This window comes from Streptomyces sp. NPDC086835 (assembly GCF_044745705.1).
GTDB lineage: Bacteria > Actinomycetota > Actinomycetes > Streptomycetales > Streptomycetaceae > Streptomyces.
Map to the genome: position 1 here is coordinate 218395 of NZ_JBIVAU010000003.1, position 23022 is coordinate 241416.

23 protein-coding genes and 1 riboswitch are annotated in these 23022 nt (G+C 71.8%); of the genes, 3 read left to right on the forward strand and 20 right to left on the reverse strand.

The window, feature by feature from the left end; all coding sequences use genetic code 11:
• Nucleotides 1–6: 6 nt before the first annotated feature.
• On the reverse strand, nt 7–1218 hold the full coding sequence (locus ACIPJI_RS12535; protein WP_402246035.1) for a saccharopine dehydrogenase family protein: 1212 nt from the start codon (nt 1216–1218) through the stop codon (nt 7–9).
• Nucleotides 1219–1329: 111 nt separating this feature from the next.
• On the opposite strand from ACIPJI_RS12535, the gene ACIPJI_RS12540 reads away from it, so the two are divergent.
• Nucleotides 1330–2061 (forward strand): TetR/AcrR family transcriptional regulator, encoded by a 732-nt coding sequence (locus ACIPJI_RS12540; protein ID WP_402246038.1) that lies wholly within the window; start codon nt 1330–1332, stop codon nt 2059–2061.
• 132 nt (nt 2062–2193) lie between these two features.
• On the opposite strand, the gene ACIPJI_RS12545 is transcribed toward ACIPJI_RS12540, so the two are convergent.
• The 5 genes from ACIPJI_RS12545 to ACIPJI_RS12565 form a co-directional block, all read right to left on the reverse strand.
• Entirely contained in the window at nt 2194–2739 is a 546-nt protein-coding gene (locus ACIPJI_RS12545; RefSeq protein ID WP_356624632.1) for a DUF6328 family protein, read from the reverse strand.
• 238 nt (nt 2740–2977) lie between these two features.
• Nucleotides 2978–3415, reverse strand: coding sequence for a nitroreductase/quinone reductase family protein (locus ACIPJI_RS12550; protein WP_402246040.1), 438 nt, complete (start codon nt 3413–3415; stop codon nt 2978–2980).
• 268 nt (nt 3416–3683) lie between these two features.
• Entirely contained in the window at nt 3684–5378 is a 1695-nt protein-coding gene (locus ACIPJI_RS12555) for a multicopper oxidase family protein (protein ID WP_402246042.1), read from the reverse strand.
• Between the two features lie 286 nt (nt 5379–5664).
• Complete coding sequence (locus tag ACIPJI_RS12560) at nt 5665–5949, reverse strand: antibiotic biosynthesis monooxygenase (protein ID WP_402246044.1); 285 nt, start codon at nt 5947–5949, stop codon at nt 5665–5667.
• Nucleotides 5950–6054: 105 nt separating this feature from the next.
• On the reverse strand, nt 6055–7083 hold the full coding sequence (locus ACIPJI_RS12565; protein WP_402246046.1) for an aminoglycoside phosphotransferase family protein: 1029 nt from the start codon (nt 7081–7083) through the stop codon (nt 6055–6057).
• Between the two features lie 310 nt (nt 7084–7393).
• On the opposite strand from ACIPJI_RS12565, the gene ACIPJI_RS12570 reads away from it, so the two are divergent.
• Nucleotides 7394–8572 (forward strand): Cmx/CmrA family chloramphenicol efflux MFS transporter, encoded by a 1179-nt coding sequence (locus ACIPJI_RS12570; protein ID WP_402246048.1) that lies wholly within the window; start codon nt 7394–7396, stop codon nt 8570–8572.
• Nucleotides 8573–8648: 76 nt separating this feature from the next.
• On the opposite strand, the gene ACIPJI_RS12575 is transcribed toward ACIPJI_RS12570, so the two are convergent.
• The 7 genes from ACIPJI_RS12575 to dhaK all read right to left on the reverse strand — a co-directional run bounded on the left by ACIPJI_RS12575 (nt 8649) and on the right by dhaK (nt 13766).
• Nucleotides 8649–9524, reverse strand: coding sequence for an ATP-binding cassette domain-containing protein (locus tag ACIPJI_RS12575; protein WP_356624626.1), 876 nt, complete (start codon nt 9522–9524; stop codon nt 8649–8651).
• Complete coding sequence (gene cbiQ / locus ACIPJI_RS12580) at nt 9521–10270, reverse strand: cobalt ECF transporter T component CbiQ (RefSeq protein ID WP_356624625.1); 750 nt, start codon at nt 10268–10270, stop codon at nt 9521–9523. The genes ACIPJI_RS12575 and cbiQ overlap by 4 nt, the downstream gene beginning before the upstream one ends.
• 5 nt (nt 10271–10275) lie before the next feature.
• Complete coding sequence (locus tag ACIPJI_RS12585) at nt 10276–10683, reverse strand: energy-coupling factor ABC transporter substrate-binding protein (protein ID WP_307704724.1); 408 nt, start codon at nt 10681–10683, stop codon at nt 10276–10278.
• Nucleotides 10680–11369, reverse strand: coding sequence for an energy-coupling factor ABC transporter permease (locus tag ACIPJI_RS12590; protein WP_307710240.1), 690 nt, complete (start codon nt 11367–11369; stop codon nt 10680–10682). The genes ACIPJI_RS12585 and ACIPJI_RS12590 overlap by 4 nt, the downstream gene beginning before the upstream one ends.
• 29 nt (nt 11370–11398) lie before the next feature.
• Nucleotides 11399–11595: riboswitch (cobalamin riboswitch) on the reverse strand.
• Nucleotides 11596–11689: 94 nt separating this feature from the next.
• Entirely contained in the window at nt 11690–12097 is a 408-nt protein-coding gene (locus ACIPJI_RS12595) for a PTS-dependent dihydroxyacetone kinase phosphotransferase subunit DhaM (protein WP_402246050.1), read from the reverse strand.
• On the reverse strand, nt 12094–12720 hold the full coding sequence (dhaL, locus tag ACIPJI_RS12600) for a dihydroxyacetone kinase subunit DhaL (RefSeq protein WP_402246052.1): 627 nt from the start codon (nt 12718–12720) through the stop codon (nt 12094–12096). The genes ACIPJI_RS12595 and dhaL overlap by 4 nt, the downstream gene beginning before the upstream one ends.
• A 53-nt stretch (nt 12721–12773) precedes the next feature.
• A complete protein-coding gene (dhaK, locus tag ACIPJI_RS12605; RefSeq protein ID WP_402246054.1) occupies nt 12774–13766 on the reverse strand; it encodes a dihydroxyacetone kinase subunit DhaK in 993 nt (330 codons plus the stop codon).
• A gap of 359 nt (nt 13767–14125) precedes the next feature.
• Between dhaK and betA the strand changes: the two genes are divergently transcribed.
• On the forward strand, nt 14126–15784 hold the full coding sequence (betA, locus tag ACIPJI_RS12610; RefSeq protein WP_402246056.1) for a choline dehydrogenase: 1659 nt from the start codon (nt 14126–14128) through the stop codon (nt 15782–15784).
• Nucleotides 15785–15816: 32 nt separating this feature from the next.
• Here the strand turns inward: betA and ACIPJI_RS12615 are convergent, their stop codons facing one another.
• The 7 genes from ACIPJI_RS12615 to pelF form a co-directional block, all read right to left on the reverse strand.
• On the reverse strand, nt 15817–16614 hold the full coding sequence (locus ACIPJI_RS12615) for an endo alpha-1,4 polygalactosaminidase (protein WP_356621812.1): 798 nt from the start codon (nt 16612–16614) through the stop codon (nt 15817–15819).
• Entirely contained in the window at nt 16611–17273 is a 663-nt protein-coding gene (locus tag ACIPJI_RS12620) for a spherulation-specific family 4 protein (protein WP_307704718.1), read from the reverse strand. The genes ACIPJI_RS12615 and ACIPJI_RS12620 overlap by 4 nt, the downstream gene beginning before the upstream one ends.
• A complete protein-coding gene (locus ACIPJI_RS12625) occupies nt 17270–18187 on the reverse strand; it encodes an NAD-dependent epimerase/dehydratase family protein (protein WP_402246058.1) in 918 nt (305 codons plus the stop codon). The genes ACIPJI_RS12620 and ACIPJI_RS12625 overlap by 4 nt, the downstream gene beginning before the upstream one ends.
• Nucleotides 18188–18193: 6 nt before the next feature.
• Nucleotides 18194–18907, reverse strand: a complete 714-nt coding sequence (locus ACIPJI_RS12630) for a sugar phosphate nucleotidyltransferase (protein WP_307704716.1) — start codon at nt 18905–18907, stop codon at nt 18194–18196.
• Nucleotides 18908–18940: 33 nt separating this feature from the next.
• On the reverse strand, nt 18941–19942 hold the full coding sequence (locus ACIPJI_RS12635) for a GDP-mannose 4,6-dehydratase (RefSeq protein ID WP_307704715.1): 1002 nt from the start codon (nt 19940–19942) through the stop codon (nt 18941–18943).
• 108 nt (nt 19943–20050) lie between these two features.
• Entirely contained in the window at nt 20051–21457 is a 1407-nt protein-coding gene (locus ACIPJI_RS12640; RefSeq protein WP_402246062.1) for a hypothetical protein, read from the reverse strand.
• Nucleotides 21454–23001 carry a GT4 family glycosyltransferase PelF gene (gene pelF / locus ACIPJI_RS12645; protein WP_402246064.1) on the reverse strand — a complete coding sequence of 516 codons (1548 nt, stop codon included), beginning with the start codon at nt 22999–23001 and terminating at the stop codon, nt 21454–21456. The genes ACIPJI_RS12640 and pelF overlap by 4 nt, the downstream gene beginning before the upstream one ends.
• Nucleotides 23002–23022 lie beyond the last annotated feature (21 nt).

Consider the following 23022-nt stretch of genomic DNA (forward strand, 5'->3'; position numbering starts at 1 on the left):
CTGCTCTCACTGCTCCCGCAGGCCCCAGGGAGAGCCGTACTCGCTCAGCAGGTCGAGGAAGGGCACCGGCGGGAGGGCCTCCGGGCCGCGGACGCCGGACTCCGCCCACACGCCGCTCGCGACGAGCTCCAGGGCGACGACCGGGTTGATCGCCGTTTGCCAGACGACCGCCTGCGATCCGTACTCGTGCATCGACCACTGGTTGTCGACCACGTGGTAGAGGTACACCTCGCGCGGAGCGCCGTCCTTGGTCCCCTTCACCCATGTGCCGGCGCAGGTCTTGCCGTGCATCCGGTCGCCGAGCGTGGCCGGGTCCGGCAGGCAGGCGGCGACGACATCGCGTGGGGACACCTGCGCCCCACCCGGGACGGTCACCTTGTCCGTGCGGTCGAGGCCGAGCTTGTGCAGCGTTTTCAGAGTCTCGATGAAGTCGTCACCGAGCCCGTACTTGAATGTGACCCTCCCGGCGTCCACCCAGCGCGGGATCAGCAGAACCTCCTCGTGCTCGACGTTGACGCACTCGACCGGGCCGATGCCCTCGGGGAAGTCGAAGAACTCGGGCTCGCTGAAGGGTGCCGTGGTGAACCAGCCCCGGCCCTTCTCCCAGACGACCGGCGGATTGAGGCATTCCTCGATGGTGGTCCAGATGGAGAAGGAAGGGGCGAAGTCGTAGCCGTCGACGGTGAGGTTCGCACCGTCGCGGACGCCGATCTCCTCGATCGTGTCGAACAGTTCGTCCGCCGCGTACCGGGCGAACACGTCCGAGAGCCCCGGCTCGACCCCCATGCCGACGAGCGCCAGCCGCCCGGCCTTCTCCCAGTCCGCGGCACGCTCGAACTGCGCGTCGCCGAGCTTGACCCCGCACTCCTCGTAGGGGCGCTCGCGGTGCGGGTGCGACAGTGACATCGCCATGTCGATGTAGTGGGCCCGTGCCTCGAGCGACGCCTCGAAGAGCGTCATCACGAAGCGCGGATCGGTGGCGTTCAGCAGCACGTCGCACCCTTCGGCCACGAGCAGCGCGGTGACCGCCTCCCGGTCGCCGGCATCGACCCGGACCGCGCTGAAACGGGTTCCGTCCTCGCCGAGCGCGGTGACCGCCGCCTCGGCGCGCGACAGGTCGTAGTCGGCGACGACGATGTGGTCGAAGAAGGGGCGGCGGGCGGCGATCCGGGTGATCGCGGTACCCACACCGCCCGCGCCGACCAGCAGTACTCGCATGAGGAACGCCTTTCGTCGGGGGCCAAGAGCCCTGTGCCGCCATGAAACGGGCCGTCGTCGCAACACGTCAATCGTGTTGGCATAAGCTCGACGGGGACGGAGGGAGCCCTCATGGCGAAGCAGGTGGTGACGGAATCGGCGCGCCGGCGCAGGCGGCCGACCAAGAAAGGCGTCGTTCTCTCGGAGCAGCTGATCGTCGAAACGGCGCTGCGGATGCTGAAGGAGCACGGCCGGGAAGGGTTGACGGTGCGGCGCCTCGGCACGGCGCTGGGAGCCGACCCGAGCAGCCTGTACCGGTACTTCCGCGGGACCGACGATCTGACGCTGGCGATCGCTGACGAGCTGATGGGCCGCGCGATGAGGGGACGGCGGTCCGTGGGCGATTGGCGGGGCGATCTGCGAGAGCTCGGGCTGCGGATCCATTCCGCCTATCTCGCGCACCCGCAGGCCGCTGTCCTCACGGCGAGTCGGGTCAGTGGCCGTGCGAACGAGATCGCCGCCGACGAGACGATCCTCGGCGTGCTGCGCTCCGCCGGATTCCCCGATCCGGACGCGGTGCGGATCTACCAGGCCTTCATCGACCAGACGCTCGCCTTCGCGGCGCTCGACGCCGCGAGCCTCGCTCTTCCGGACACGGCCCGGACCGCCGACGAGACGGTCTGGCAGGCGACCTATGCCCGGCTGCCGGCCGACACCCACCCGAACATCGCCGCCACTGCGCCGCTGCTGGTCGACCGCATGAACGAGAGCGCGTACCCGAACGCGCTGGACATGCTTCTGGACAGCGCCGAGGCGACGCTCACGGCGGTCCGGCGGCGTCACGGCCCGAAAGCCCATGGCTGAGCGCTGACTTCACCTTGACGTGACGACGATTCCGCCGGCCCGCCGGTCGTGTGAACGCTCCACCTGAGCCGAGGGCCTGTCCGACATCGCAGTCGGACAGGCCCTGGACGCTACGTCTCCGGCCGCCGGAGTTCAGGTCCTGTCCCGCCGCACAGCCTTGCGGCGAAGGCGGAGGGGCAGCACGTACCAGCACAGCACGAACCACAACATGACGCCGCCGACGAGCAGTTCCGCCAGGAGGCTCGGCAGTACGACGTGGAGGATCAACAGCAGGGTGCAGCCGATGGTGAGGGCGAGCAGGACCATGCCGCAGACCATCAGCCGACTTGCGGCCTCCACGACCTCGTGCTTCATCCGCAGTCCGGACAGGAAGCGATGGATCGACACCGGCGCTATCAGCGCCCCCGTCGCCGAGGCGCCGAGCACCACGGTGACGACGTAGACACTGCGGTCGAAGGTGGCGAGGTCCCGGAAGGCCGGTGTGAAGGCCAGACTCAGCAGGAAGCCGAACAGAATCTGGACTCCGGTCTGTGCGACCCTGGTCTCCTGAAGGATCTCGTTCCACCGGCGATTGACCCGCTCGCGCGAACTCTCTGGCGGGCAGCCGATGTCAGCGGTTTCGTCGGGCGCGTCCGCCGTTCGGCTCGTGATGGTCGCGGACCGTTCCAGCATGGCCATAGAACCTCCTCGGTGGTGCGCGTGTACCCGCAAGTCCGCGTGGTACGCCGACCTGCACACATGGCGGGTAGCCACGCCCGGTGCCGCTTCTGTCCTGCACACACAGCCACTGATTGGATGGTCCGGCCTCGCGGCCGATTCGGCATCCGGAACGGCCGGAACGGGGCCGAACCCGAGCCGTGCCGGCCATGGCAGGCACGGCCCACACGGCCCACACGGCCCACACGGCCCACACGGCTCACACAGGCGGAAGCAGCAGGAAGACCGGATGGCGCCTGGACTCGGCGGCGAACTCCTCGTCCGTGGACGTGGCGTCCACATCGAAGTACGGACGGGTCACCGGGACCTCGCGAAGGTACTGCCTCAGCACCGGGACGCTCTGCTGCGCATCCAGCTCCACGACCCGCAGACGCTCGGAGCGGCCACCCCGGCTGAGGGTGACGTCGCCGTTCACCCGCACATTGCGTACCCAGCTCGTGACTCCGTAGGCCGCCACCAGCCGGCGTTGCCCGTCGGCCGCCATGACGTCGACCGGAATCGAGTACGGACGGCCGGTCGTCCTGCCCACCACGGTCAGGACGTGCCGGTATCCCTTCCCCATGCCCAGGCGCGTCATCGCGCGGAACACGGCGTTCACTGCCTTCGTGCCCGCACCGATCCGGTAGGTCTTCGCCATCGCCGTTCCTCGCCTCCGCCGCCGCACTCGTCCCGCCCCCTCGCGCGACCCGCGCTGCCCGAGGCCCCGCAGCCACGCGGCTGCGGATCAAGGATCGCACAGGGCGATGTGGCGCAAGTCCCGCCCGTGCCATGCCCGTTCCTCGCCGGGCCAGGCGTCGACGCGGGCGCTTGGCGAGCCGGTCGACCATGGCCGGGTCGCGGTGGTCGAAGAACAGCGACGACCCGGTGTCGAGGTGGCGTTGGGTGCGACCTGCGCCACGGACTGGTCACGGGCGGTAGGTCAGGGTGGTCATCATGCCGGATTCCGAGTGGTAGATGTTGTGGCAGTGGAGCATCCACAGACCGGGATTGTCGGCGTCGAAGTCGAGGACGAGTTTGTTGTGGGGCAGGACGATGGCGGTGTCTTTGCGGGCCCCTAGGGAATCGATACCGGCGAGGGCGAAGGTGTGGCCGTGGAGATGGACGGGGTGCCACATGTCGGTCGCGTTGACGACGACGAGGCGTACGCGTTCGCCGCGTTCGACGCGATGGACGCGGTCGGGTGAGTAGGGGCGGTGGTCGATGCCCCAGTCGTAGTCCTTCATGCCGCCGGTGAAGGTGAGTTTGAGGATCCGGTCGGGTCTGCGCCGGTCGAGTTCGACGGATTCCTGGGGCCTGAGCCGGCGCGCCGAGGGAAGAACGTCCCGCCACAGTTCGGCAGGGCGGGCGGTGGGGCCGGGCAGTGCGCCTTTTGCCGTGCGCAGGACGGCCATGGCGGCGCCGTTCTTGCCTTCCGCGAGTGCGGTCAGCGGGAAGACGCCGTCCTTCGCGGTGATCAGTACGTCGTACCGTTCGCCCATGCCGAGGAGCAGGGAGTCGGTCCGGTGGTGGCGCACCGGGAAGCCGTCGCTGTGGGTGATCGTCATCCGGTGGCCGCCGAGGGCCACACGGAACGGCGTCTCGGCGCCCGCGTTGATGATGCGCAGCCGGATCCGGTCGCCGGCTCTGGCCCTGAACTGGGCCGGGTCGTCGGGTGTGCGTCCGTTGATCAGGTAGTGCGGGTAGGCGACGTCGCCGGCGTGGCCCCCGAGCAGCGGGCTGTTGGCACCCGTCATCAGCCGGCCGGGTCCCTTCCCGCGCTTCGGGGCGGGTGACGCGTCGTCCCGCTCCGGCACGCGGGCCGCCGGCGGACCGTACCCGGCCGCAATTCCCCCTGAGGGTTTGGACGATACGGGCCCGGCTCCGTGGCCGCCCCCACGCTTGTGGGCGGAGCCGTGCCCCATGGCGGGCTTGCCCTTGCGGAGCTGGTCGAAGACGTCCTCGGGGCTGGAGCCGCCGACCCCGTCGATCCAGTCGTCCAGCAGGACGATCCATTCCACGTCGTATGCGAGAGGCTCGTTGGGGTCGTCCACGATCAGCGGCGCGTACATCCCGCGGTCGATCTGCAGGCCCAGGTGCGGGTGGAACCAGTACGTGCCGGGGTGCGGCGTCCGGAAGCGGTAGGTGAACGAGCCGCCCGGCTTGATGGGCGGCTGCGTCACCTCGGGCACGCCGTCCATGTCGTTGCGCAGGGCGATCCCGTGCCAGTGCACCGTGGTGGGTTCCGGCAGATGGTTGGCGAGCGTCAGCTCGAGTGTGTCGCCGGCGGTGATGCGCACCTCTTTGCCCGGCAGTTCGCCGTCGTACGTCGAGGTCCTGACGGTGCGTCCGCCGCCGATCCCGACCGTGGCCGGTGTGGCCGTGAGAGTGAGACCGCGGAGCTTGCCCTCGGGGCTGGGTGTCCATGTGGGCCGGAGCTTCTTGCCGTCGGCGACGGAGCCTTCGGCGCCGACGTTCGTGGCCTCCCGTCCGGCGCCGCCCGCGTGGTCCGCGCCGCTGCCCGAACAGGCAGTGGACAGCGCGGAACCCGCCGCGGCGATCCCGGCGCCGAGCACGGCACGCCGGGTGGGAGAGGCCGGACGGGTGTGGTCCTGGCTGAACATGGTCCTCCGTCGGTCGGATCCGCGAGGGGTCCCGCCCCGGCCGAGGGGGGCGGCGCCCCGGGCGGGGCCTGACGCGGCACGAACCAGCATGGAGCATCATGCCGAAAACATGCGGTAAGTCCGTGTATGTCGTCTCTGTGGTGCTGCCGGAATACCGCTGGTGGCGGCGGGCCGCACCGCGGACGGTCGGCGCACGTGCGTGGCGTCACCGGCGAGGACCCGGGGGCGCGCCTTCGGGCCGGGTGGCTGTGGCAGGTGCCACCAGCCGCGGTTCTCGCGGCAGGAGTCAGCTCAAAGACGCAAGCGTGAAGTGCCGCACCTGAAGCGGTGCAACCAGGTACTCGTCCTCGCCCGGCAGGACCACGGGCCGGTCACGCCAGTGCTCGCCCGCGTAGGCGACCAAGTCGTCCTCGCTGCGCCAGCGACTGACGTACAGCAGTGAGCCAGGCGGCGCGAGCAGTACCTCGTGGTCCACCAGCCCAGGGTAGCGGCCGGGGAACTCGCGCACCGCGGACACGATCATGTCGCGGAATGCTTCGAAGCGTTCAGGACGTACGTGTGCCTCACTCACCCTGACGATCATGACCGGCAGAGTGGCACACCGGCGGACCGGACGACAATGCCTCGGCCGGCCTCGCCCGACGACGGCGGCCTCGCCGGACGACGCCGGCGTGTCCTATGGGCGCTTTGCCGGTACGGGCCCAAGGGCGGGCCACCGAGCGAGCATTCGTCGGCGCATGGCGGTACAGAGGCTGCTCACGCCGCTGAGAGACCGGTGGCCGGCCGTCATCCGGCTGACGACCCCGAGCCGGTGGACGAGTCGTTGCCGGGCGGTAGCGGTGCCCCACGTCCAGTCCTGGTGCGGAACGCGGGCCAGGTGATCGGTGCTGTCACGGTGTGCCCGCTCGACCAGCGCGTCGCCGCGGAGCAGCCAGCCGGCGCACGCGTCGACGAGCCCGTCCTGGGTTTCGGAGCCGGTCGCGGCGCGCCACTCCTCGCGGTACGCGCCCTCCGCCCGTTCCAGCAGCGGTTCCGCCGCAGAAGTGACGCACCAGCAGGTCGGGAAGCCGATGCGCAGGTAGGCGAGTTCCATCAAGCCGCTGCCCAGGGACGCCTGCTCGAAGTCGATGAATCTGACCCCCGCGGGAGTGTGGAGATCATTACCGGGACAGGGATCCCCGTGGAGAAGGGCGTGCCCGGATGCCTGGTCGAGCCGGTTCACGAGGTCGTCGAGTTCGCCGGACACGCCAGGCGTGACAGGGACCTCCAGCGCCTCGGCCAGCCCTAGGAAGGACGCGATGTCGGCCTGGCCCGGGCCCTGCCACCGGGGGAGTACCCCGACGTCCTCCGCACGGGCGGTGGCGTGCAGCCGTGCCAAGGCGGCTGCGTAGCCGACGATCCAGTCGCCGGCCGGGCGCCGGTGGTCCAGATGCTCGAGCACCAGGACCCGCGCACCGGGATCGGTGGCCAGCAAAGCGGGCACCACGGGAGGTTCGGCCCGGGTGGCGAGCCGCAGGGCGGCCACCTCGCGGGCGTATCGCTCGTCGGCGTCAGGGCCGTCGACGATCTGCTTCACCACCGCCGTCGCCGCCGGCAACTCGACGCGCCACACGCGCGAACGAGGGCTGCTGTCCAGCCTGCGAGAGCGTCCGGGCGATCCCAGCTCGGCCCGTAACTCGTCCCCGAACGGCAGTCGCGACCACATGGGCTCATCCTTCCACGCAGGCGAACGAGCATGCGGCTACTGCGCACCGGCCGTTCCGACGTGGGTGGCAGGCGCCGTCAGCTGTGAAATCGAAGTGCCTCGACAGGTATCGGTCGGGTACCGTGCGGGCCATGTCGAGCCCTGAGTCGGCCGAGGTGGGGGCTTTCGGTCACGCCGTCAGCCCCCTGAGCCACTGAGTCCGTAGTCATGCCGTCCCGCCGCGTTCCGCTGCCGGACGAGTGCGCCCTTGGGTGCTGACCGCGGTGACGAGACGACCTTCTCGTGCTTCTCCTCACCTCGGAGCCACTCGATGCCTCTCCCGTTGTACCTGCTTGCCATGGCCGCCTTCGCCATGGGCACCTCGGAGTTCATGCTCGCCGGCCTCCTGCCGGACATCGCCTCGGACCTCGGCGTCACCGTCGGGGCAGCAGGCACCCTCACCACGGCTTTCGCGATCGGAATGGTCGTCGGGGCCCCGCTCATGGCCTCACTCGCCCGCAACCGGCCCGCACGGTCCGGTCTTCTCGGGTTCCTCCTCGTGTTCTCCGCAGCCCACGCGGTGGGCGCTGCCACCTCCAGCTTCCCGGTCCTGTTCGCGACCCGGTTGGTGGCGGCGCTCGCGAACGCCGGGTTCCTCGCCGTGGCTCTGACCACCGCGGCGACGTTGGTGTCTCCCGACAAGAAGGGGCGCGCACTCGCGGTGCTGTTGTCGGGCTCCACGGTCGCCACGATCGCCGGTGTCCCAGGCGGATCGGTGCTCGGCACACTGCTCGGCTGGCGGGCCACCTTCTGGGCCGTCGCCGCTCTTTGCCTCCCCGCAGCCATCGGCATCCTCACAAGGATCCCGGCGCGCCGTGTGCGCAAGGGCGCGGCCGGCGGGCCGGCCCTGCGATCGGAGCTCGCGCAGCTGAGCAGTCCGCGGCTGCTCCTGGTCATGCTGCTCGGCGCGCTGGTCAACGCGGCAACCTTCGCAAGCTTCACCTTCCTCGCCCCCGTCGTCACCGACACCGCCCGGCTGGGAAAGCTGTGGGTCTCCGTCGTCCTGGTGCTCTTCGGCGCCGGCGCGTTCGCCGGGGTCACCGTCGCCGGACGGCTGTCCGACCATCACCCCGGACCGGTCGTCGCGGTCGGCGGTCCGTTGCTGCTCATCGGCTGGCCGGCCCTGGCCGTGCTCGCCGACAAGCCGGTCGCTCTGCTCACCCTCGTGTTCGTCCAGGGCGCGCTGTCGTTCGCGCTGGGCAGCACGCTGATCACGCGGGTCCTGTACGAGGCCGCGGGAGCCCCCACCATGGCCGGCTCCTACGCGACCGCCGCACTCAACGTCGGCGCTGCCGCGGGCCCCCTGGTCGCCGCGGCCGCCCTCAGTACGGCGGCCGGGGACCTCGGGCCGCTGTGGGTGAGCGGATTCCTCGTCCTGGTCGCGCTGCTCGTCGCGTTCCCCCTGCGCGGTGTGATCGCAGCCGCCGGGAGCGGCGAGGTGCTCCACTGACACACGCGAAACCCCCTGAGCATCAGGGAGTATGCCGCCATGGAGGCGACTCCATGGCTTCCGCATCAGACCTCGATCAGACCTGCACCCCGTCGTGCCCCGGCGTCGTGGCCCGCCGTGTCCACGCCGCCAGGGCCTCCGGCGTGCGCGGCCCCTCGTCGGAGGGGCCCAGCAGTCCATGGGCGCGGAGCACCTCCGAGACCGCCGTGCCCCACGGTCTGCGCAGCCGTGCCGAGTCCAGCAGGGCCTGATCGGCAAGGAGTTCCCCGACCGGACCGGTGCGCAGGCCGTCCGGTGAGAGCACGGCCGCGTCGTCGGCCCAGCGCAGCGCCAGGTCGACGTCGTGCGTCGCCATCACGACCGTCGTCCCGGAGGCCCGCAGCCGGCCGAGGACCTCGAGCAGCCGCTCCTGGCCGTGCGGGTCGAGTCCGGCGGTCGGTTCGTCCAGGATGAGCACCCTCGGCCGCATCGCCACGGCGCCCGCGATCGCGGCCCGTTTGCGCTGGCCGTACGAGAGGAGATGTGTAGGCCGGTCGCGCAGCGCCACGATGTCCATCGCGGCCAGCGCCTCGTCCACCCGGGCCCGTACCGCGTCCTCGGAGAGCCCGAGGTTCATCGGACCGAACGACACGTCCTGCTCGACCGACGCCGCGAAGAGCTGGTCGTCCGGGTCCTGCACGACCAGCTGCACCGTCGTACGGAGCCGGGTCAGACCGGCCCGGTCGTAGGTCACCGGCTCACCGTGCAGGCGCAGCCGGCCGGTCGCGGGCCGCAGCCCGCCGCTCAGGAGCCGCAGCAGGGTCGTCTTGCCGCTGCCGTTGCGCCCCAGCAGTGCGGTGGAACGGCCCTCCGCGAGGCCGAGACCGATGCCGCTGAGCACGGCGGGCCCGTCCTCGTACGCGTAACCCGCGTCGACGAGCTCCACGACGGCGGGGCCGGGGGAGTGGTTCATGGCAGAGACCTTTCGAGCACGAGAGTGAGGGCGACGATCCCGGACAGCAGCGCGGCGACCATGGCGAGGAACGGTCGCGACACCGTCGCCGGCGGCACCAGCACCCGCAGCGTGCCGTCGTATCCGCGGCCGGCGAGCCCGTCCTGCAGCCGGCCGGCCCGGTCGAAGGCGCGCACGAAAGCGGTCGCGCCGAGGCCGGCCAGCGACCGCCAGGCGGCCGCCCTGCTCGCATGGCCGAGACGGGCGGCCTGCGCCTGGCGGATGTTGGCGACGGCGTCCAGCAGCAGAAAGCTGATCCGGTACATCACGAGCGCCACGTCGACCACGGCCGGCGGCACTCCCGCGCGTACCAGCCGGGGCAGCACGTCCGACACGGGTGTCGTGAAGGCGAACAGCAGCACGCCGAGCGACGCGGCGGAGGTGCGCAGCAGCAGCCGCGCGGCGTCCCCGGGCCCGTCGGGTGCGAAGGCCACCAAGCCGTCCGGACCTCCCACCGAGAACAGCAACGGTACGGCTCCGGTGACACAGAACCCGAGCGGGATGCGGAACGCCCGCCACAGTTGGCGCGGTGCCACGCCGGCCGGGCCGAGCAGGATCGCGACCGTCGCGGCGGCGACGAGGACGGCGCCCGGCCAGGGCGGCAGACAGACGGCGGTGACGGTCAGACCGAGGCCGAGGACGGCCTTTTCGCAGGGGTGGCGGCGGCGCCAGCGACTGCTGTGCGCCGCCGCGTCGATCGGCAGCATCGGCGCTAGGGCGCCGTCGTGGTGGCGTCGGTGCCCTCGCTCCGCGAGCCGGTGACCGAGGGGTCGGGTGCCGGGTCGTCCGGTTCCCTGTCACCGGCCCGCTCGGCCGCCGCCCGCTCCTCGCCCTGCCGGCGGCCCTTGCGCAGCCCGAAGTAGTACGCCAGGACGCCGGCGCCGAGCGCCGCCTGGAGGGAGAACAGCGCCGACTCGATCTCGCCGGACGGCGGCTCGTACAACGGGGTGAACCACGGCTCGTAGTCCGGCTCGAGTTCCGTGATCGCCGCCTCCGCCTCGCCGTCGGCGCCGGTGAACGGCTCCTCCTTGTGGTCCCCGAGCCCCAGGACGAGCGGCAGTACGGCCAGCGCCGCGACGACGAGCAGCAGCAGGGTGTTGATCCTCGCGTTACGGCTCATCGGGCCGACGCCTCCTTCTTCGCAGCCGTGCCCAGCACACCGAGCCTGGTCAGTTCGCCCTTGCTGGACCGGCTGAGCAGCCGCATCACCAGCACGGTGAGCAGCCCCTCGCTGACCGCCAGCGGAAGCTGCGTGACGGCGAAGATGCCGCCGAACTTCGCCAGCGAGCCCGGGATGCCGCTGCCCGGGTCGGGGAAGGCCAGCGCCAACTGCACGCTGGTGACGCAGTACGTGGACAGGTCGGCGACGAAGGCGCCGAAGAACACGCTCACCATCAGCGGCACGTCGAAGCGGCGCAGCAGCCGGTACACCCCGTATCCCGCCCACGGTCCGACGACCGCCATGGAGAAGACGTTCGCGCCCAGCGTGGTGAGCCCGCCGTGGGCCAGCAACAGTGCCTGGAACAGCAGGGTGATGGTGCCGAGCACCGCCATGATCGGCGGTCTGAACAGAATGGCCCCGAGGCCCGTGCCGGTCGGGTGCGAGCAGCTGCCCGTCACCGACGGGATCTTCAGCGCCGACAGGACGAACGTGAACGCCCCGGACGCGCCGAGCAGCAACGTCGATTCCGGATTGGACCTGACCTCGCGGTCCAGGGCCCGTACGCCGTGGACGACGAACGGGGCCGACGCGACGCCCCAGGCGACCGCGTGCAGCGGGGGCAGATACCCCTCGGCTATATGCATGATGTGGGAGACCCTCTCCAGCACCTCGTGGATGGACAACGCACCCTGGCCGGTCTCCTGGCTGACGGGTCATGCCGCCCGGACTCCGCCTTCCCGGGCACCGCGCGTTCACGCGGTGTCCCAGTGGCTCCCCGTGAGGGGGTGGAGCCGGACTTCCCGATCACAGTGGCGAGGGCCGCACCGGTACCGCACCGGTTTCCCGAACACCAAGGCCCCGTGACAGTAATGCGCCGACCAGCGACATCACAAGCCGCGCACGGGCGCACCGGCGGGCGGCCGGGTGAGCCGTTCGCCACACCCGCCGCCGCACCGCCCGTCCGTCACTGCTTGCGGTAGCCGTACGCCTCCGACGCCGCGGCCTCCACCGCGTCCAGGTCGGCACCGGCGGAGGCCGTCACCACGGCCGCGACAGCGCCCTCCACGAACGGCGCGTCCACCAGGCGGGTACCGGCCGGAAGTTCGTCGCCCTCGGCCAGCAGCGCCTTGACCGTCAGGACGGCGCTGCCCAGGTCGACGAGGACGGCGACGCCCGCGCCGCCGTCGACCTGCTCCGCCGCGGCCGTGATCAGTTCGGAGCTGGTGCCGAGGCCCCCGTCGGGCGTGCCGCCCGCCGCGGCCACCGGGGCCGTACCGCCGCCGGCGAGCCCCTTGGCCAGTTCGGCGACCGCGGTGGCGACGTCCCCGCTGTGCGAGACCAGCACGATGCCCACCTGCTTGCCGCCGCTCATCCGGCCGCCCTCTCCGCCGCGTCCGCCGTCTCGGCGAGCGCCGCCAGCAGCAATGCCGACGATGTGGCGCCCGGGTCCTGGTGGCCGATGCTCCGTTCACCGAGATAGCTCGCCCTGCCCTTGCGCGCCTGCAACGGCACCGTGGCCGTCGCCCCACTCTCCGCAGCCTCACGGGCCGCCGCGAACGTCCGGGTGGAGTCGCCGAGCGCCGCCACCGCCGGCTCGAGGGCGTCCAGCATCGTCTTGTCACCGGCCTTCGCCCCGCCGAGCTGGGCCACAGCGGCGACGCCTGCCTGCAGCGCTTCGGCCAACTGCCCCGGTGTCACCTCGGCGTCGTCTCCCAGCGCCTTGCCGGTGCGCCGCAGAAGCGTCCCGTACAGCGGGCCCGACGCCCCGCCGACCGTCGACACCAGCTGCCGTCCGGCCAGCATGAGCACGGCGCCCGGCGTCGCCGGGGCCTCCTTCTCCAGGACCTCCACGACGGCTGTGAACCCCCGCCTGAGGTTGCTGCCGTGGTCCGCGTCGCCGATCGCCGAGTCCAGCTCGGTCAGTCGGTCCGCCTCCCGGTCCACCGAGGCGGCGACCGCGGCCAGCCAACGGCGGAAGAATTCGGCGTCGAGCACAAGAACTCCCTGGGATCAGTCGGTTCGAACGGTGATCTCGATGCTTCAGGCTCTCAACGTCCCCAGCGCAGCGCCGGCGTCTGCACCGGCGCGTCCCACAGCCTGAGCAGTTCCTCGTCCACCTGACAGAGCGTCACGGAGGCGCCGGCCATGTCCAGAGAGGTCACATAGTTGCCGACGAGCGTACGGGCCACCGGCACGTCCCGCTCCGACAGCACACGCTGGACCTCGGCGTTGAACCCGTACAGTTCCAGCAGCGGCGTCGCGCCCATCCCGTTGACCAGCGCGATCACCGGGCCGGTGGGACGCAGGTCCTCCAGCACGGCGTCGACGGCGAAGTCGGCGATCTCCCGCGACGTCATCATCGGGCGGCGCTCCCGCCCCGGTTCTCCGTGGATGCCGATGCCCAACTCCAGCTCGCCGGAAGGGAGATCGAAGGTAGGGCTGCCCTTCGACGGCGTGCTGCACGCGCTGAGCGCCACGCCGAAGCTGCGGGAGGAGTCGTTCACCTGCCGGCCGATCGCCTCGACCCGCTCCAGTGGTGCCCGCTCCTCCGCGGCGGCCCCGGCGATCTTCTCCACGAACAGGGTCGCTCCGGTGCCGCGCCGCCCGGCGGTGTACAGGCTGTCGGTCACCGCGACGTCGTCGTTGACGAGGACCTTTCCCAGCCGCACCCCCTCGTCCTCGGCGAGCTCGGCCGCCATGTCGAAGTTCAGCACGTCACCGGTGTAGTTCTTCACGATGAACAGCACGCCCTCGCCGCTGTCGACGGCGGCGGCGGCCCGCACCATCTGATCGGGCACCGGGCTGGTGAACACCTCCCCGGGGCAGGCGCCGTCGAGCATCCCGTGCCCGACGAACCCGCCGTGCAGCGGCTCGTGCCCCGAGCCGCCGCCGGAAACGAGCGCCACCTTCCCCGCGACGGGCGCGTCACGGCGCACGATCACCCGGTTGTCCACGTCCACGGCCAGGTCGGGGTGGGCCGCCGCCATCCCGCGGAGGGCGTCCGCGACCACGGTCTCGGGAACGTTGATCAGCATCCTCATGGGTATCTCCTGGGAAGCTCGGCAGGGTGTGGCTTCCGGCCTACGTTCTCGCTGGTCCGCGAAGGAGCGCAAGATTGCTGCCGGGCGGCTCCCGTCCGGCAGGTGACCGACGGCCGCACGTCGCTGCCCGGCACCGAGTCGCGGCCACGTAACCATCGTCGCAGGCAGGGGGGCGTTGCCCTTCCTTCCGTGGGCCTGCGTGTGCAGCAGTTCGGATCGTGGCCGCGGCGGCCAGGAGGGCCATCCGAGCCACGCTTCCCCGGTTGAGCCGAATGCAGCCGCACCGTTGCGCCCCGGAATTCCCCGTTGTCTATGTTGAGCGCGTCACGATGGGGAGTGCAAAGAACCCGAGGAGCGGCATGGGCCGGACGGAGTACGACTACATCATCGTCGGCGGGGGCTCGGCCGGCTGCGCACTGGCGAACCGGCTCAGTGCTGATCCGGGAAACAAGGTCCTGGTCCTGGAGGCGGGCCGGCCCGACTGGATCTGGGACATCTTCACGCACATGCCCGCCGCGCTGACGATGGTCATCGGCAACCGTTTCTACGACTGGTGCTACGTCTCCGAACCGGAACCGTTCATGGACGGAAGGCGCGTCACCCAGGGCCGCGGGAAGCTGCTCGGCGGGTCGAGTTCCATCAATGGGATGATTTTCCAGCGTGGAAATCCGATGGACCTGGAGCGCTGGGCGTCCGACCCGGGCATGGAAACGTGGGACTACGCGCATTGCCTTCCGTATTTCAAACGGATGGAGCACTGCGTGGCCGGTGCCGACGACTGGCGGGGCCAGGGCGGCCCGCTGTGGCTGGAACGCGGTCCTGCGGCCAACCCGCTGTTCTCCGCGTTCCTCGAGGCCGCGCAGCAGGCCGGCCACCCGCTGACCTCCGACGTCAACGGCTACCGACAGGAAGGTTTCGCCCGCTTCGACCGCAACATCCGGCGCGGACGGCGCTGGTCCGCCGCGCGCGCCTACCTCCACCCGGTCAAGAAGCGGCCGAACCTCACGGTGCAGTGCTTCTCGCAGGTGGACCGGGTGCTGTTCAAGGGCAAGCGCGCGGTGGGTGTGGACTTCCGCCGGTTCGGCCGGGAACGCAGGCGGGCCTTCGGCGGCGAGGTGATCCTCTGCGGAGGCGCCATCAACACGCCGCAGCTGCTGCAACTGTCCGGAATCGGCAATCCCGACGAACTGCGGCCGCTGGGCGTCGACATGGTGCACGAGCTGCGCGGTGTCGGCGAGAACCTCCAGGACCACCTCGAGGTCTATGTGCAGCACGCCTGCAAGCTGCCGATCTCGTACAACCCGTCACTCAAATGGTCCCGACGGCCCGCGATCGGTCTCCAATGGCTGCTTTTCCGCACCGGACCGGCCGCCACCAACCATTTCGAGGCAGGCGGGTTCGTACGCGGCAACGACGTGGTGCGCTATCCCAATCTGATGTTCCACTTCCTGCCCATCGCGGTGCGATACGACGGCACACCGGTAGGCGCGGAGCACGGTTACCAGGTGCACATCGGGCCCATGTATTCGGATGTGCGCGGTTCGGTGAAGATCAAGTCCCGGGACCCGAGGGTGCATCCGGCGCTGCGGTTCAATTATCTGTCCACACCCAACGACCGGAAGGAGTGGGTGGAGGCGATCCATGTCGCGCGCGAAATCCTGTCCCAGCCTGCTTTCGCCCTGTACGACGGAGGCGAATTGTCGCCCGGTCCCGGGGTCGAGACGGACGAGGAGATCCTGGAGTGGGTCGCCCGCGACGCCGAGACCGCGTATCACCCGTCCTGCACCGCCCGCATGGGTGTCGACGAGATGTCGGTGCTGGACCCCACCTCCATGCGGGTGCACGGGGTCGAGGGGCTGCGCGTGGTCGACGCGTCCGCGATGCCGTACCTCACCAACGGAAACATCTACGCGCCGGTGATGATGCTCGCGGAGAAGTCGGCCGACCTCATCCTCGGCAACACCCCGCTGCCCCCGGCCACGGTCGACTTCTACCGGCACAGCGCCCAGGAGAGCTGACACCGTGTCGTTCGACGCGCCGGCTCCTTCGGTCAGCAGGGCTCGCGCCAGGTGTCCAGTTCCGGCTTCTTGAGCATCGACGACAGCCGCAGCCCCCGGGCCACCGGGCAGAACCCGGCCGTGGGCTCCGCGTACTCCACATGGAAGACCGCCTTGCCCGCCGCGATGAACGGTTCGAGCAGTGCGCATTCGTCGTACTGTGCGCACTCCTCGTTGACCGCGAAGTCGAAGTCGTCCAGCAGGTGCGGAATCTGCGCCAGGTCGTTCTTGAGACCCACGGCCAGTCCGCGCTCGTGCGCGATGTCCGCGATCATGCGGTTGTACCGGAGCTGGTCGTGCGCCGTGAGCGGGAAGCCGGTGTCGTTGCCGTAGCCCTCGACCAGGTCCGGTTCCACCGCGTCGAAGCCCTTGTCCCGGCACATGTCGAACCGGCGTTCCATGACGGGCCGCAGGGCCGACACCTGGCGGATGTCCAGCCAGCGCTCGCCGTGCCAGCCGTTGGGCCTGCCCAGCACCGAGCGGGGGAAGTCGTGCCGGTCGGGGCGGAAGTCCTCCCAGGCCCCGACGTTGACGTAGCAGATCACCTTGCGGCCGTCCCGGTGCAGGCGGGCGACGTCCGAGGCGGTGTTCTCGAAGCCGTCGATGTCGTAGACGGGCACGTCGACCGACGGGTCGACCTTGCCGTCGAGCTGCCACTGCCAGGCCAGTCCGGGGCGCGGCTGCCACACGGGGCCGGCGCGGGTGCCGGCAGCACGATCGTGGCCGCCGGAGCATGCTGCCAGGGCCGCCACGGCGACCAGGGCGACGACCTTCGGTGGGAGTCGCCTCATCGGTCCGTCGCGGTCAGCGCCGGGGTCAGCCCGGACCAGGGGTTGGGCGGTTCTCCCGTCACGGGACCGCACACGGCCGCGCCCCGCTCGCGTGCGGTGCGCACGGCGAGCGGCACGAGCAGTTCGGGCACCCCGTAGACGAGGTGGCACAGCCGCTCGGGCGGTTGTCGCGCGGTCCACGAGGGGCGGTTGAACGCCGACACGTACGTGGACCAGTGGCCCTCGAAGGTGACGGTCAGGTCGGCGAGCCGCGCGTAGCCGGGAGCGGGATGCACCCCCGGGTTGAGCACGACGGTCGAGGCGCCGAGGCGGCGGACGGACCGCACCAGCCGGCGGCAGGCCGGCAGCCCGTGCGGCCCGGCGGTCACCTGGTCCAGGAAGCAGCCGTCGATGGCGTACCACTCCTGGTGCCTGCGCAGGTCGGCCGTGATCTGCGCCGGGTCGCGGGCGCCGTAGTCCGTGTCGACGTAGCCGAGCAGCCGGGCCCCCGCCGTGCGCAGTGCGTCGGCCGCGGCGGCGAACGCCGGATCCGGAGCGTGACCGGGCCCGCTGGCGGGGTTGAGCACGACGGCCCAGGTGCGGGCGGCCCGGGTGATGAGCCGGTGCCACGCGGCCGGGTCCTCGGCCGGATGGACGTACAGCGGGATCAGCAGGCTCACCGCGCCGAAGCCCCTTCCTCGCTGCGGGACCGGGCCGCCCACAGCGCCGCAAGTGACGCGTCGAGGGGATACGACGGCCGCCAGCCGAGAGCGTCGCGGGCGGCGGTGATGTCCGAGCACTGCCACGACACCCGCGGGGACCGTGCGGAGCCGCTCGCGCCCTCCTCGACGATCCGCCCCCGGAAGCCGGCCACGCCGGCCAGCGTCCGCACCAACTCACGCACCTGGACCGCCTCGCCGCCGCCGATGTTGAGGACCGGCGGCAGCGGCCCCGGCGTGGTGGCCGCGAGCTCCGCCGCCCGGGCCACGTCGCGGACGTCGACGAAGTCGCGGTGGGCGGACAGGTCACCGAGGCTCAAGGTCGCGTCCGGAGCGCACCCGGCGTCCGTGAGCAGGGCCGTGACCCGGCCGGGCAGCCCGGTGGGCGGCGCTCCAGGGCCCACCGGGTTCCCCACCCGCAGCACCACCGCGTCCAGCCCCGACGCGGCGACCGCCACGGTGCCCGCCAGCTTCGTCGCACCGTACGGGCCGGACGGGCGGGTCGCCGCCGACTCCGCCGCCGGCCTGCCGGGCGTGCCGGGGCCGTACTCCGAGGCCGAGCCCAGATGCACCAGGCGGGCCGCGGGGGCCGCCTGGTGCAGCGCCGCGCACAGCACGGCGGGGCCGCGGGCGTTCACCTCCGCGAGGGTGACGGCGTCGGTGCCGGTCGCGCCCGCGCAGTTGACGACGGCGTCGGGCGCGGCCGACGCCAGCGCCTGCGCCAGCTGCCGCGGGTGGTCGGACGCGAGGTCGACGGTGACGTCGGCGGCGGCCGAGCGGCCGCCGGCGAGCACCTGGGTGCCCGGCAGGGCACGCAGCCGCTCGGCGACGTGGCCGCCCAGGTAACCGGTGGCGCCGAGGACGAGGATGCGCATGTGTGCTCAGGCTCCCTTGAGCAGAAGCGACTTGCGGCTGGTGAACTCCGCGTTGGCACGGTCGTAGTCGTCGGGGCGGCCGATGTCCAGCCAGTAGCCGTCGAACTCGTAGGCGTGCGGCGGCCGCCCGGCGGCGAGCAGGTCCAGCACCAGCTCGTCGAAGCCCAGAGGCAGGCCCGGCGTGTAGCCGTCGAGCGTGGCCCGCGAGACGCCGTAGACCCCCATGGACACCCGGTAGTCGATGCTCGGCTTCTCCGTGAACGCGACGACCCGGCTCGCGTCCGTGGTCAGCACCCCGAAGTCGATGTGCACCTTGCGGGCGTAGGTGGCGATGGTCAGGGGCGCGCCGGACGTCTCGTGCCGGCGCAGCACGTCGGCGTAGCCGAGGTCGGTGAGCACGTCGCCGTTCATGACCAGGAAGTTCTCCGGCAGACGGTCGCGGAGGGTGAGCAGCGGGCCCATGGTGCCCAGCGGGCTCTCCTCGGTGGCGTAGTCGATGTCCATGCCCCACTGCGAACCGTCGCCGACGTAGGCGCGGATGATCTCGCCGAGATGGCCGATGGCGATGGTGCAGTGGGTGAAGCCGTCCGTGGACAGCTGGCGCAGCACGATCTCCAGGATGGTGTGCTGGTCGCCGATGGGGACGAGCGGCTTGGGCAGCGCGGTGGTGTACGGCCGCAGCCGGACACCCTTTCCTCCGGCCAGGATCACTACGTGCATGGGAGTACCTCCTGCGAGTGGGAGCCGGTCGGGTCAGATGTTGTAGATGCCGGTCTTGTAGCGGGCCAGATTGGCCGGATCGCCGAACCACTCCACGGTCCGCGCGATCCCTTCCTCCAGCGTGTGGCGGGGCTGCCAGCCGGTCGCCGCCGTCAGCCGGGTCGCGTCGGCGACGAGCCGCATCACCTCGGAGCCCGCGGGCCGCAGGCGCTCGGGGTCCTCGCGCACGTCGAGCGGGGCGTCCATGACCTTGCCGATCAGCGCGACCAGGTCGCCGACGGAGATCTCCCCGCCGGTCCCGGCGTTGAGGGTGCGGCCCACGACCCGCTCCGCCGGTGCGGTGCCCACCGCGAGGAACGCCCGCGCGGTGTCCTCGACGAAGGTGAAGTCCCGGGTGGGGCGCAGGTCGCCGAGGGTGATGGTGCGTTGCCCGGCCGCCACCTGGCCGATGACGGTGGGGATCACGGCGCGCATCGACTGGCGCGGGCCGAAGGTGTTGAACGGCCGCAGCGTGACCACGGGCGTGCCGAAACTGGCGTGGTAGCTGTCGGCCAGCCGGTCCCCGCCGGCCTTCGAAGCGGCATACGGCGACTGGGTGTTGACGGGATGGTCCTCGGTGATCGGCACGGTCTGCGCGGTGCCGTACGTCTCGCTGGTCGAGGTGTGCACCAGGCGCGGCGTCCCCAGCGCGCGCACCGCCTCCAGCACGTTGAGCGTGCCGGTGACGTTGGTGTCCACGTAACTGTGCGGGGCCTGGTAGGAGTACGGGATCGCGATGAGCGCGGCGAGGTGGTACGCGCAGTCGGCGCCGTCGAGCAGGCCGCGCACCGAGCCGGGGTCCCGTACGTCACCGAGGACGATCTCCACGTGGTCGAGGACGTCGGCGGGCAGGCTCTCCAGCCAGCCGTAGGAGGAGAACGAGTTGTACTGGGCCATGGCTCTGACGCGGTGGCCGGAGGCGACGAGCGCCTCGGTGAGGTGCGAGCCGATGAATCCTTCGGCTCCGGTGACGGCTGCGAGCGGTGCGGAGGTCAACTCATGGTTCCTTTCGTCCGGTTGAGCGGGAAGGCTGGTGTTCTCCGGCTGAGCGGGACTGCCGGTGTTCTTCGGGTGAGCGGCACGCACCGGTGCGGTGACCGGTGGTCAGGCGTGCCGCGAGGGCCTGCCGAGAAGGCCGATCGCGCAGGCCGTGAGACAGACCGCGGCCACGCCGCACCCCAGGGGCTGCACGGCCGGGCCCGGCGGCAGGCCCAGCCAGGTGACCGCCCCGGCGCCGCCCGCGGCGAGGAGGCAGAGCACGGCCGGCGGCCAGGCCACACCGAACGCCTGGAGGAGCAGGGCGGTCCACAGGGTCGCCGCGAGCAGCAGCAGCGCGGCCGGGTCGGAGCCGGTGAGCAGTGCCGGAGGCAGCAACAGCAGGAGGTAGCCGGTCAGGCACAGGCCCAGCACGCCGGCCGAGCGCAGCCGGAACGCCCCGGGTGTCGCGCTGACGCGCAGTGCGGCGAGGGACCATCCGCGATAGCGGTACAGCAGCCACTCCGCCGGGCCCATGCTCAGCGTCAGCGCGATCACCGCGTACGGGTGCCGCCGGCCCTCCAGCATGACGAGCACCGCCGCCGCCAGCCCGAACAGGCCGTAGGGGAGGGACGAGTTCAGGCCCGGCCGCGGACCGTCGGAGACGGCCGGGGTGGCGAGGCCGGCCCACAGGACCCGTGCGCAGGCGGCGAGCGTGGCCAGCACCGCCAGCAGGGGCAGGCCCGTGCGCAGCAGGGGGCCGGGCTCCCACCACGGCAGCACCGCGGCGCCCGCGATCAGCGGGCTGAGCGCGGCCAGCAGCAGCCGCTCCCGGCCCAGGACGAGCAGCACGCCCGCCGCCGCCAGATACAGCGACTGGGCGGCGGCCACCGCGGTCACCGGACCGCCGCCGGCGGGCAGCGCGGCGAGTCCCGTCGCCACCGCCGCGCCCGGCACGGACCCGGCCAGCAGAGTGCGGGCCGCTTCCCGGCGTCCCGTCACCAGCCGCAGGTGCGCCCGGTGTCCCAGCGCCTGCCCCCACGCCCAGGAGGCGACAGCCGCCACGATCAGGACGGGGGCGTGCCGGTCGACACGCCACAGCGGAGCGATGAGCAGATACGCCAGGGCCGGCAGTGCGAACAGCACCCCCCGCAGCAGGCATCGCAGCGTGTCCGGCCGCCAGGGGTCGGCCGCGGCGGGCGGTTCGGGAAAGGTCCGGGGCACCCTTTCGTACAGCGCCGAGGCGAGCGAGAAGACGTTCTCGTGTCCGTACCCGTGCCGGATCACCTCGGCGGAGAGCCCTTCGGCCTCCAGCAGCGCGGCAACCTCGTACGGGTGGACGGCCGGGCCGATACGGTCGGCCAGGTCGGCGGCGAGCCGGTTGACCGCGTCCTCGTCCGGGCCCTGTCCGGGCAGCCGCAGAGTGAGAGTGCTGTCGTCGCCCCGGCCGAAGAGCGCCGGGCCGGGCCCGGCAAGCCGCAGCGCCAGCGTGTCCTGCTCCGCGCCGCCCGGTTCCAGGGCCATCGGTCCGCTCACAGCGCCACGCTCCTCGTCCTCGCGCCCGCCGGGGACCGTGGGTCCGGCGGGGGAGGGGCGGTGGTCAGGGGCCGGGCGGGCGCGAGGACGCCGGGCTGCCGCGGGGCCGCCGACAGTTCCCGGTAGATGGAGCGGAAGGTGTCGATGGTCCGGCGGAGGGTGAACTGCTCGATCACCCGCAGTCGCGCCGCCTCGCCCATCGCCCGGCGCCGCACGGGGTCGCCCAGCAGCTCCAGCGCGGCGGCGGCCATCGCGGCCGGGTCGCGCGGCGGCACCACGAGACCGGTGTCGCCGACGGCCTCCCGTACTCCGCCCACGTCGGTGGAGACGGTCGCCCGCCCGCACGACATGGCCTCGATCAGAGTGAAGGGGAAGCCCTCGCTGATGCTCGACAGCATCACCACGTTCCCGGCCGCGTAGGCGTCCTTGATGTCCTCGACGCGCCCCTCGAATGTCACGGCGTCCGCGTGTCCCAGCTCGGCGGCCAGCGCCTCGCACCGCTCCCGGTAACCTTCCCCGCCCCGAGGCGTTCCGCCGAACAACCGCAGCCGCACGCCGGGCCGTTCGGCCCTGACGAGGGCGACCGCGCGAATCAGGGTCTCCAGGTCCTTGATCGGGTCCACGCGCCCGGCCCAGCTGAGGGTGAGCGTCTCCGGCTCGGGTCCGGCCGGCGGGAAGGCGGCGGGGTCGACGCCGTTGTAGACGGTGCGGATCGACGCCGGGTCGGCACCGCCCCGCTCCTCCCAGAGCCGGTTGTAGCGGTTGCCCGGCGTGATCAGCGCCGCCCTGCGGTAGCTCTCCTCCGCCAGCAGCCGGAAGAACCCCAGGACCACCGCCTTGACCGGCCAGCGGTAGGGGGCGGTGCGGTAGCCGAGGTAGCGCTCGCGCAGGTAGACGCCGTGCTCGGTCAGCAGCAGCGGAACACCGTGCCGTTCGAGGGCGGTCAGCCCCGGCAGCACGGCGACGCCGCCGCTGACGGCGTGTGCGACGCCGTCATCGGGAGGCGGCGCGGCCAGCGGGCGCAGGGCGTGTTCGAGCAGGGCGGTGGCGGTGAGCGCGTCGTGCAGCGTCGGCCCCGCCTCGCGCACGGCCGTCCCGGGGCGCGTCCATACGGCGGTCAGGATCGCGATCGCCGTGTCGCCACGCAGGAAAGGACTGAGCAGTCCGTCCGCAGCCGCCCGCGCCAGGGTGTGCAGGGCGGGCGCGAAGTCGTCCTCGGCGCAGGGGTCGACCAGTGCGGTCAGGAACCGTTCGTACGCGTCGGCGAGCCGGCGGCGGGAACGGCCGCGGGGCGGCCGGCCCGACGGCGCCTCGCCCCACATAGGGACGGAGAGCACGCCCGAGACATGACCCGGCAGGTCCCACACGAGCGGCTCCCGCCCGGTGCCGGTGACGGCGATGACGTCGAAGTCGACGTCGGGCATGCCGGTGACGAGCTGGTCGCACCAGACGCTCACCCCGCCGTGACTGTGCGGATAGGTGCCTTCGGTGAGCAGGGTGACGCGCGTGGCGCCGGAGCGTCGCGCGCCGTGGTGAACGTGCATCGGTGTGCTCCACGGCCGAGG

What these genes read in the sequence shown, in the direction of transcription:
- ACIPJI_RS12630 (WP_307704716.1), bottom strand. Translation starts at nt 18,907, where the DNA reads ATGCACGTAGTGATCCTGGCCGGAGGAAAGGGTGTCCGGCTGCGGCCG.
- cbiQ (WP_356624625.1), bottom strand. Translation starts at nt 10,270, where the DNA reads ATGCTGCCGATCGACGCGGCGGCGCACAGCAGTCGCTGGCGCCGCCGC.
- ACIPJI_RS12595 (WP_402246050.1), bottom strand. Translation starts at nt 12,097, where the DNA reads ATGAGCGGCGGCAAGCAGGTGGGCATCGTGCTGGTCTCGCACAGCGGG.
- ACIPJI_RS12570 (WP_402246048.1), top strand. Translation starts at nt 7,394, where the DNA reads ATGCCTCTCCCGTTGTACCTGCTTGCCATGGCCGCCTTCGCCATGGGC.
- ACIPJI_RS12575 (WP_356624626.1), bottom strand. Translation starts at nt 9,524, where the DNA reads ATGAACCACTCCCCCGGCCCCGCCGTCGTGGAGCTCGTCGACGCGGGT.
- ACIPJI_RS12625 (WP_402246058.1), bottom strand. Translation starts at nt 18,187, where the DNA reads ATGCGCATCCTCGTCCTCGGCGCCACCGGTTACCTGGGCGGCCACGTC.
- dhaK (WP_402246054.1), bottom strand. Translation starts at nt 13,766, where the DNA reads ATGAGGATGCTGATCAACGTTCCCGAGACCGTGGTCGCGGACGCCCTC.
- ACIPJI_RS12555 (WP_402246042.1), bottom strand. Translation starts at nt 5,378, where the DNA reads ATGTTCAGCCAGGACCACACCCGTCCGGCCTCTCCCACCCGGCGTGCC.
- ACIPJI_RS12535 (WP_402246035.1), bottom strand. Translation starts at nt 1,218, where the DNA reads ATGCGAGTACTGCTGGTCGGCGCGGGCGGTGTGGGTACCGCGATCACC.
- ACIPJI_RS12545 (WP_356624632.1), bottom strand. Translation starts at nt 2,739, where the DNA reads ATGGCCATGCTGGAACGGTCCGCGACCATCACGAGCCGAACGGCGGAC.
- betA (WP_402246056.1), top strand. Translation starts at nt 14,126, where the DNA reads ATGGGCCGGACGGAGTACGACTACATCATCGTCGGCGGGGGCTCGGCC.
- ACIPJI_RS12590 (WP_307710240.1), bottom strand. Translation starts at nt 11,369, where the DNA reads ATGCATATAGCCGAGGGGTATCTGCCCCCGCTGCACGCGGTCGCCTGG.
- ACIPJI_RS12615 (WP_356621812.1), bottom strand. Translation starts at nt 16,614, where the DNA reads ATGAGGCGACTCCCACCGAAGGTCGTCGCCCTGGTCGCCGTGGCGGCC.
- ACIPJI_RS12585 (WP_307704724.1), bottom strand. Translation starts at nt 10,683, where the DNA reads ATGAGCCGTAACGCGAGGATCAACACCCTGCTGCTGCTCGTCGTCGCG.
- pelF (WP_402246064.1), bottom strand. Translation starts at nt 23,001, where the DNA reads ATGCACGTTCACCACGGCGCGCGACGCTCCGGCGCCACGCGCGTCACC.
- ACIPJI_RS12540 (WP_402246038.1), top strand. Translation starts at nt 1,330, where the DNA reads ATGGCGAAGCAGGTGGTGACGGAATCGGCGCGCCGGCGCAGGCGGCCG.
- ACIPJI_RS12565 (WP_402246046.1), bottom strand. Translation starts at nt 7,083, where the DNA reads ATGTGGTCGCGACTGCCGTTCGGGGACGAGTTACGGGCCGAGCTGGGA.
- ACIPJI_RS12550 (WP_402246040.1), bottom strand. Translation starts at nt 3,415, where the DNA reads ATGGCGAAGACCTACCGGATCGGTGCGGGCACGAAGGCAGTGAACGCC.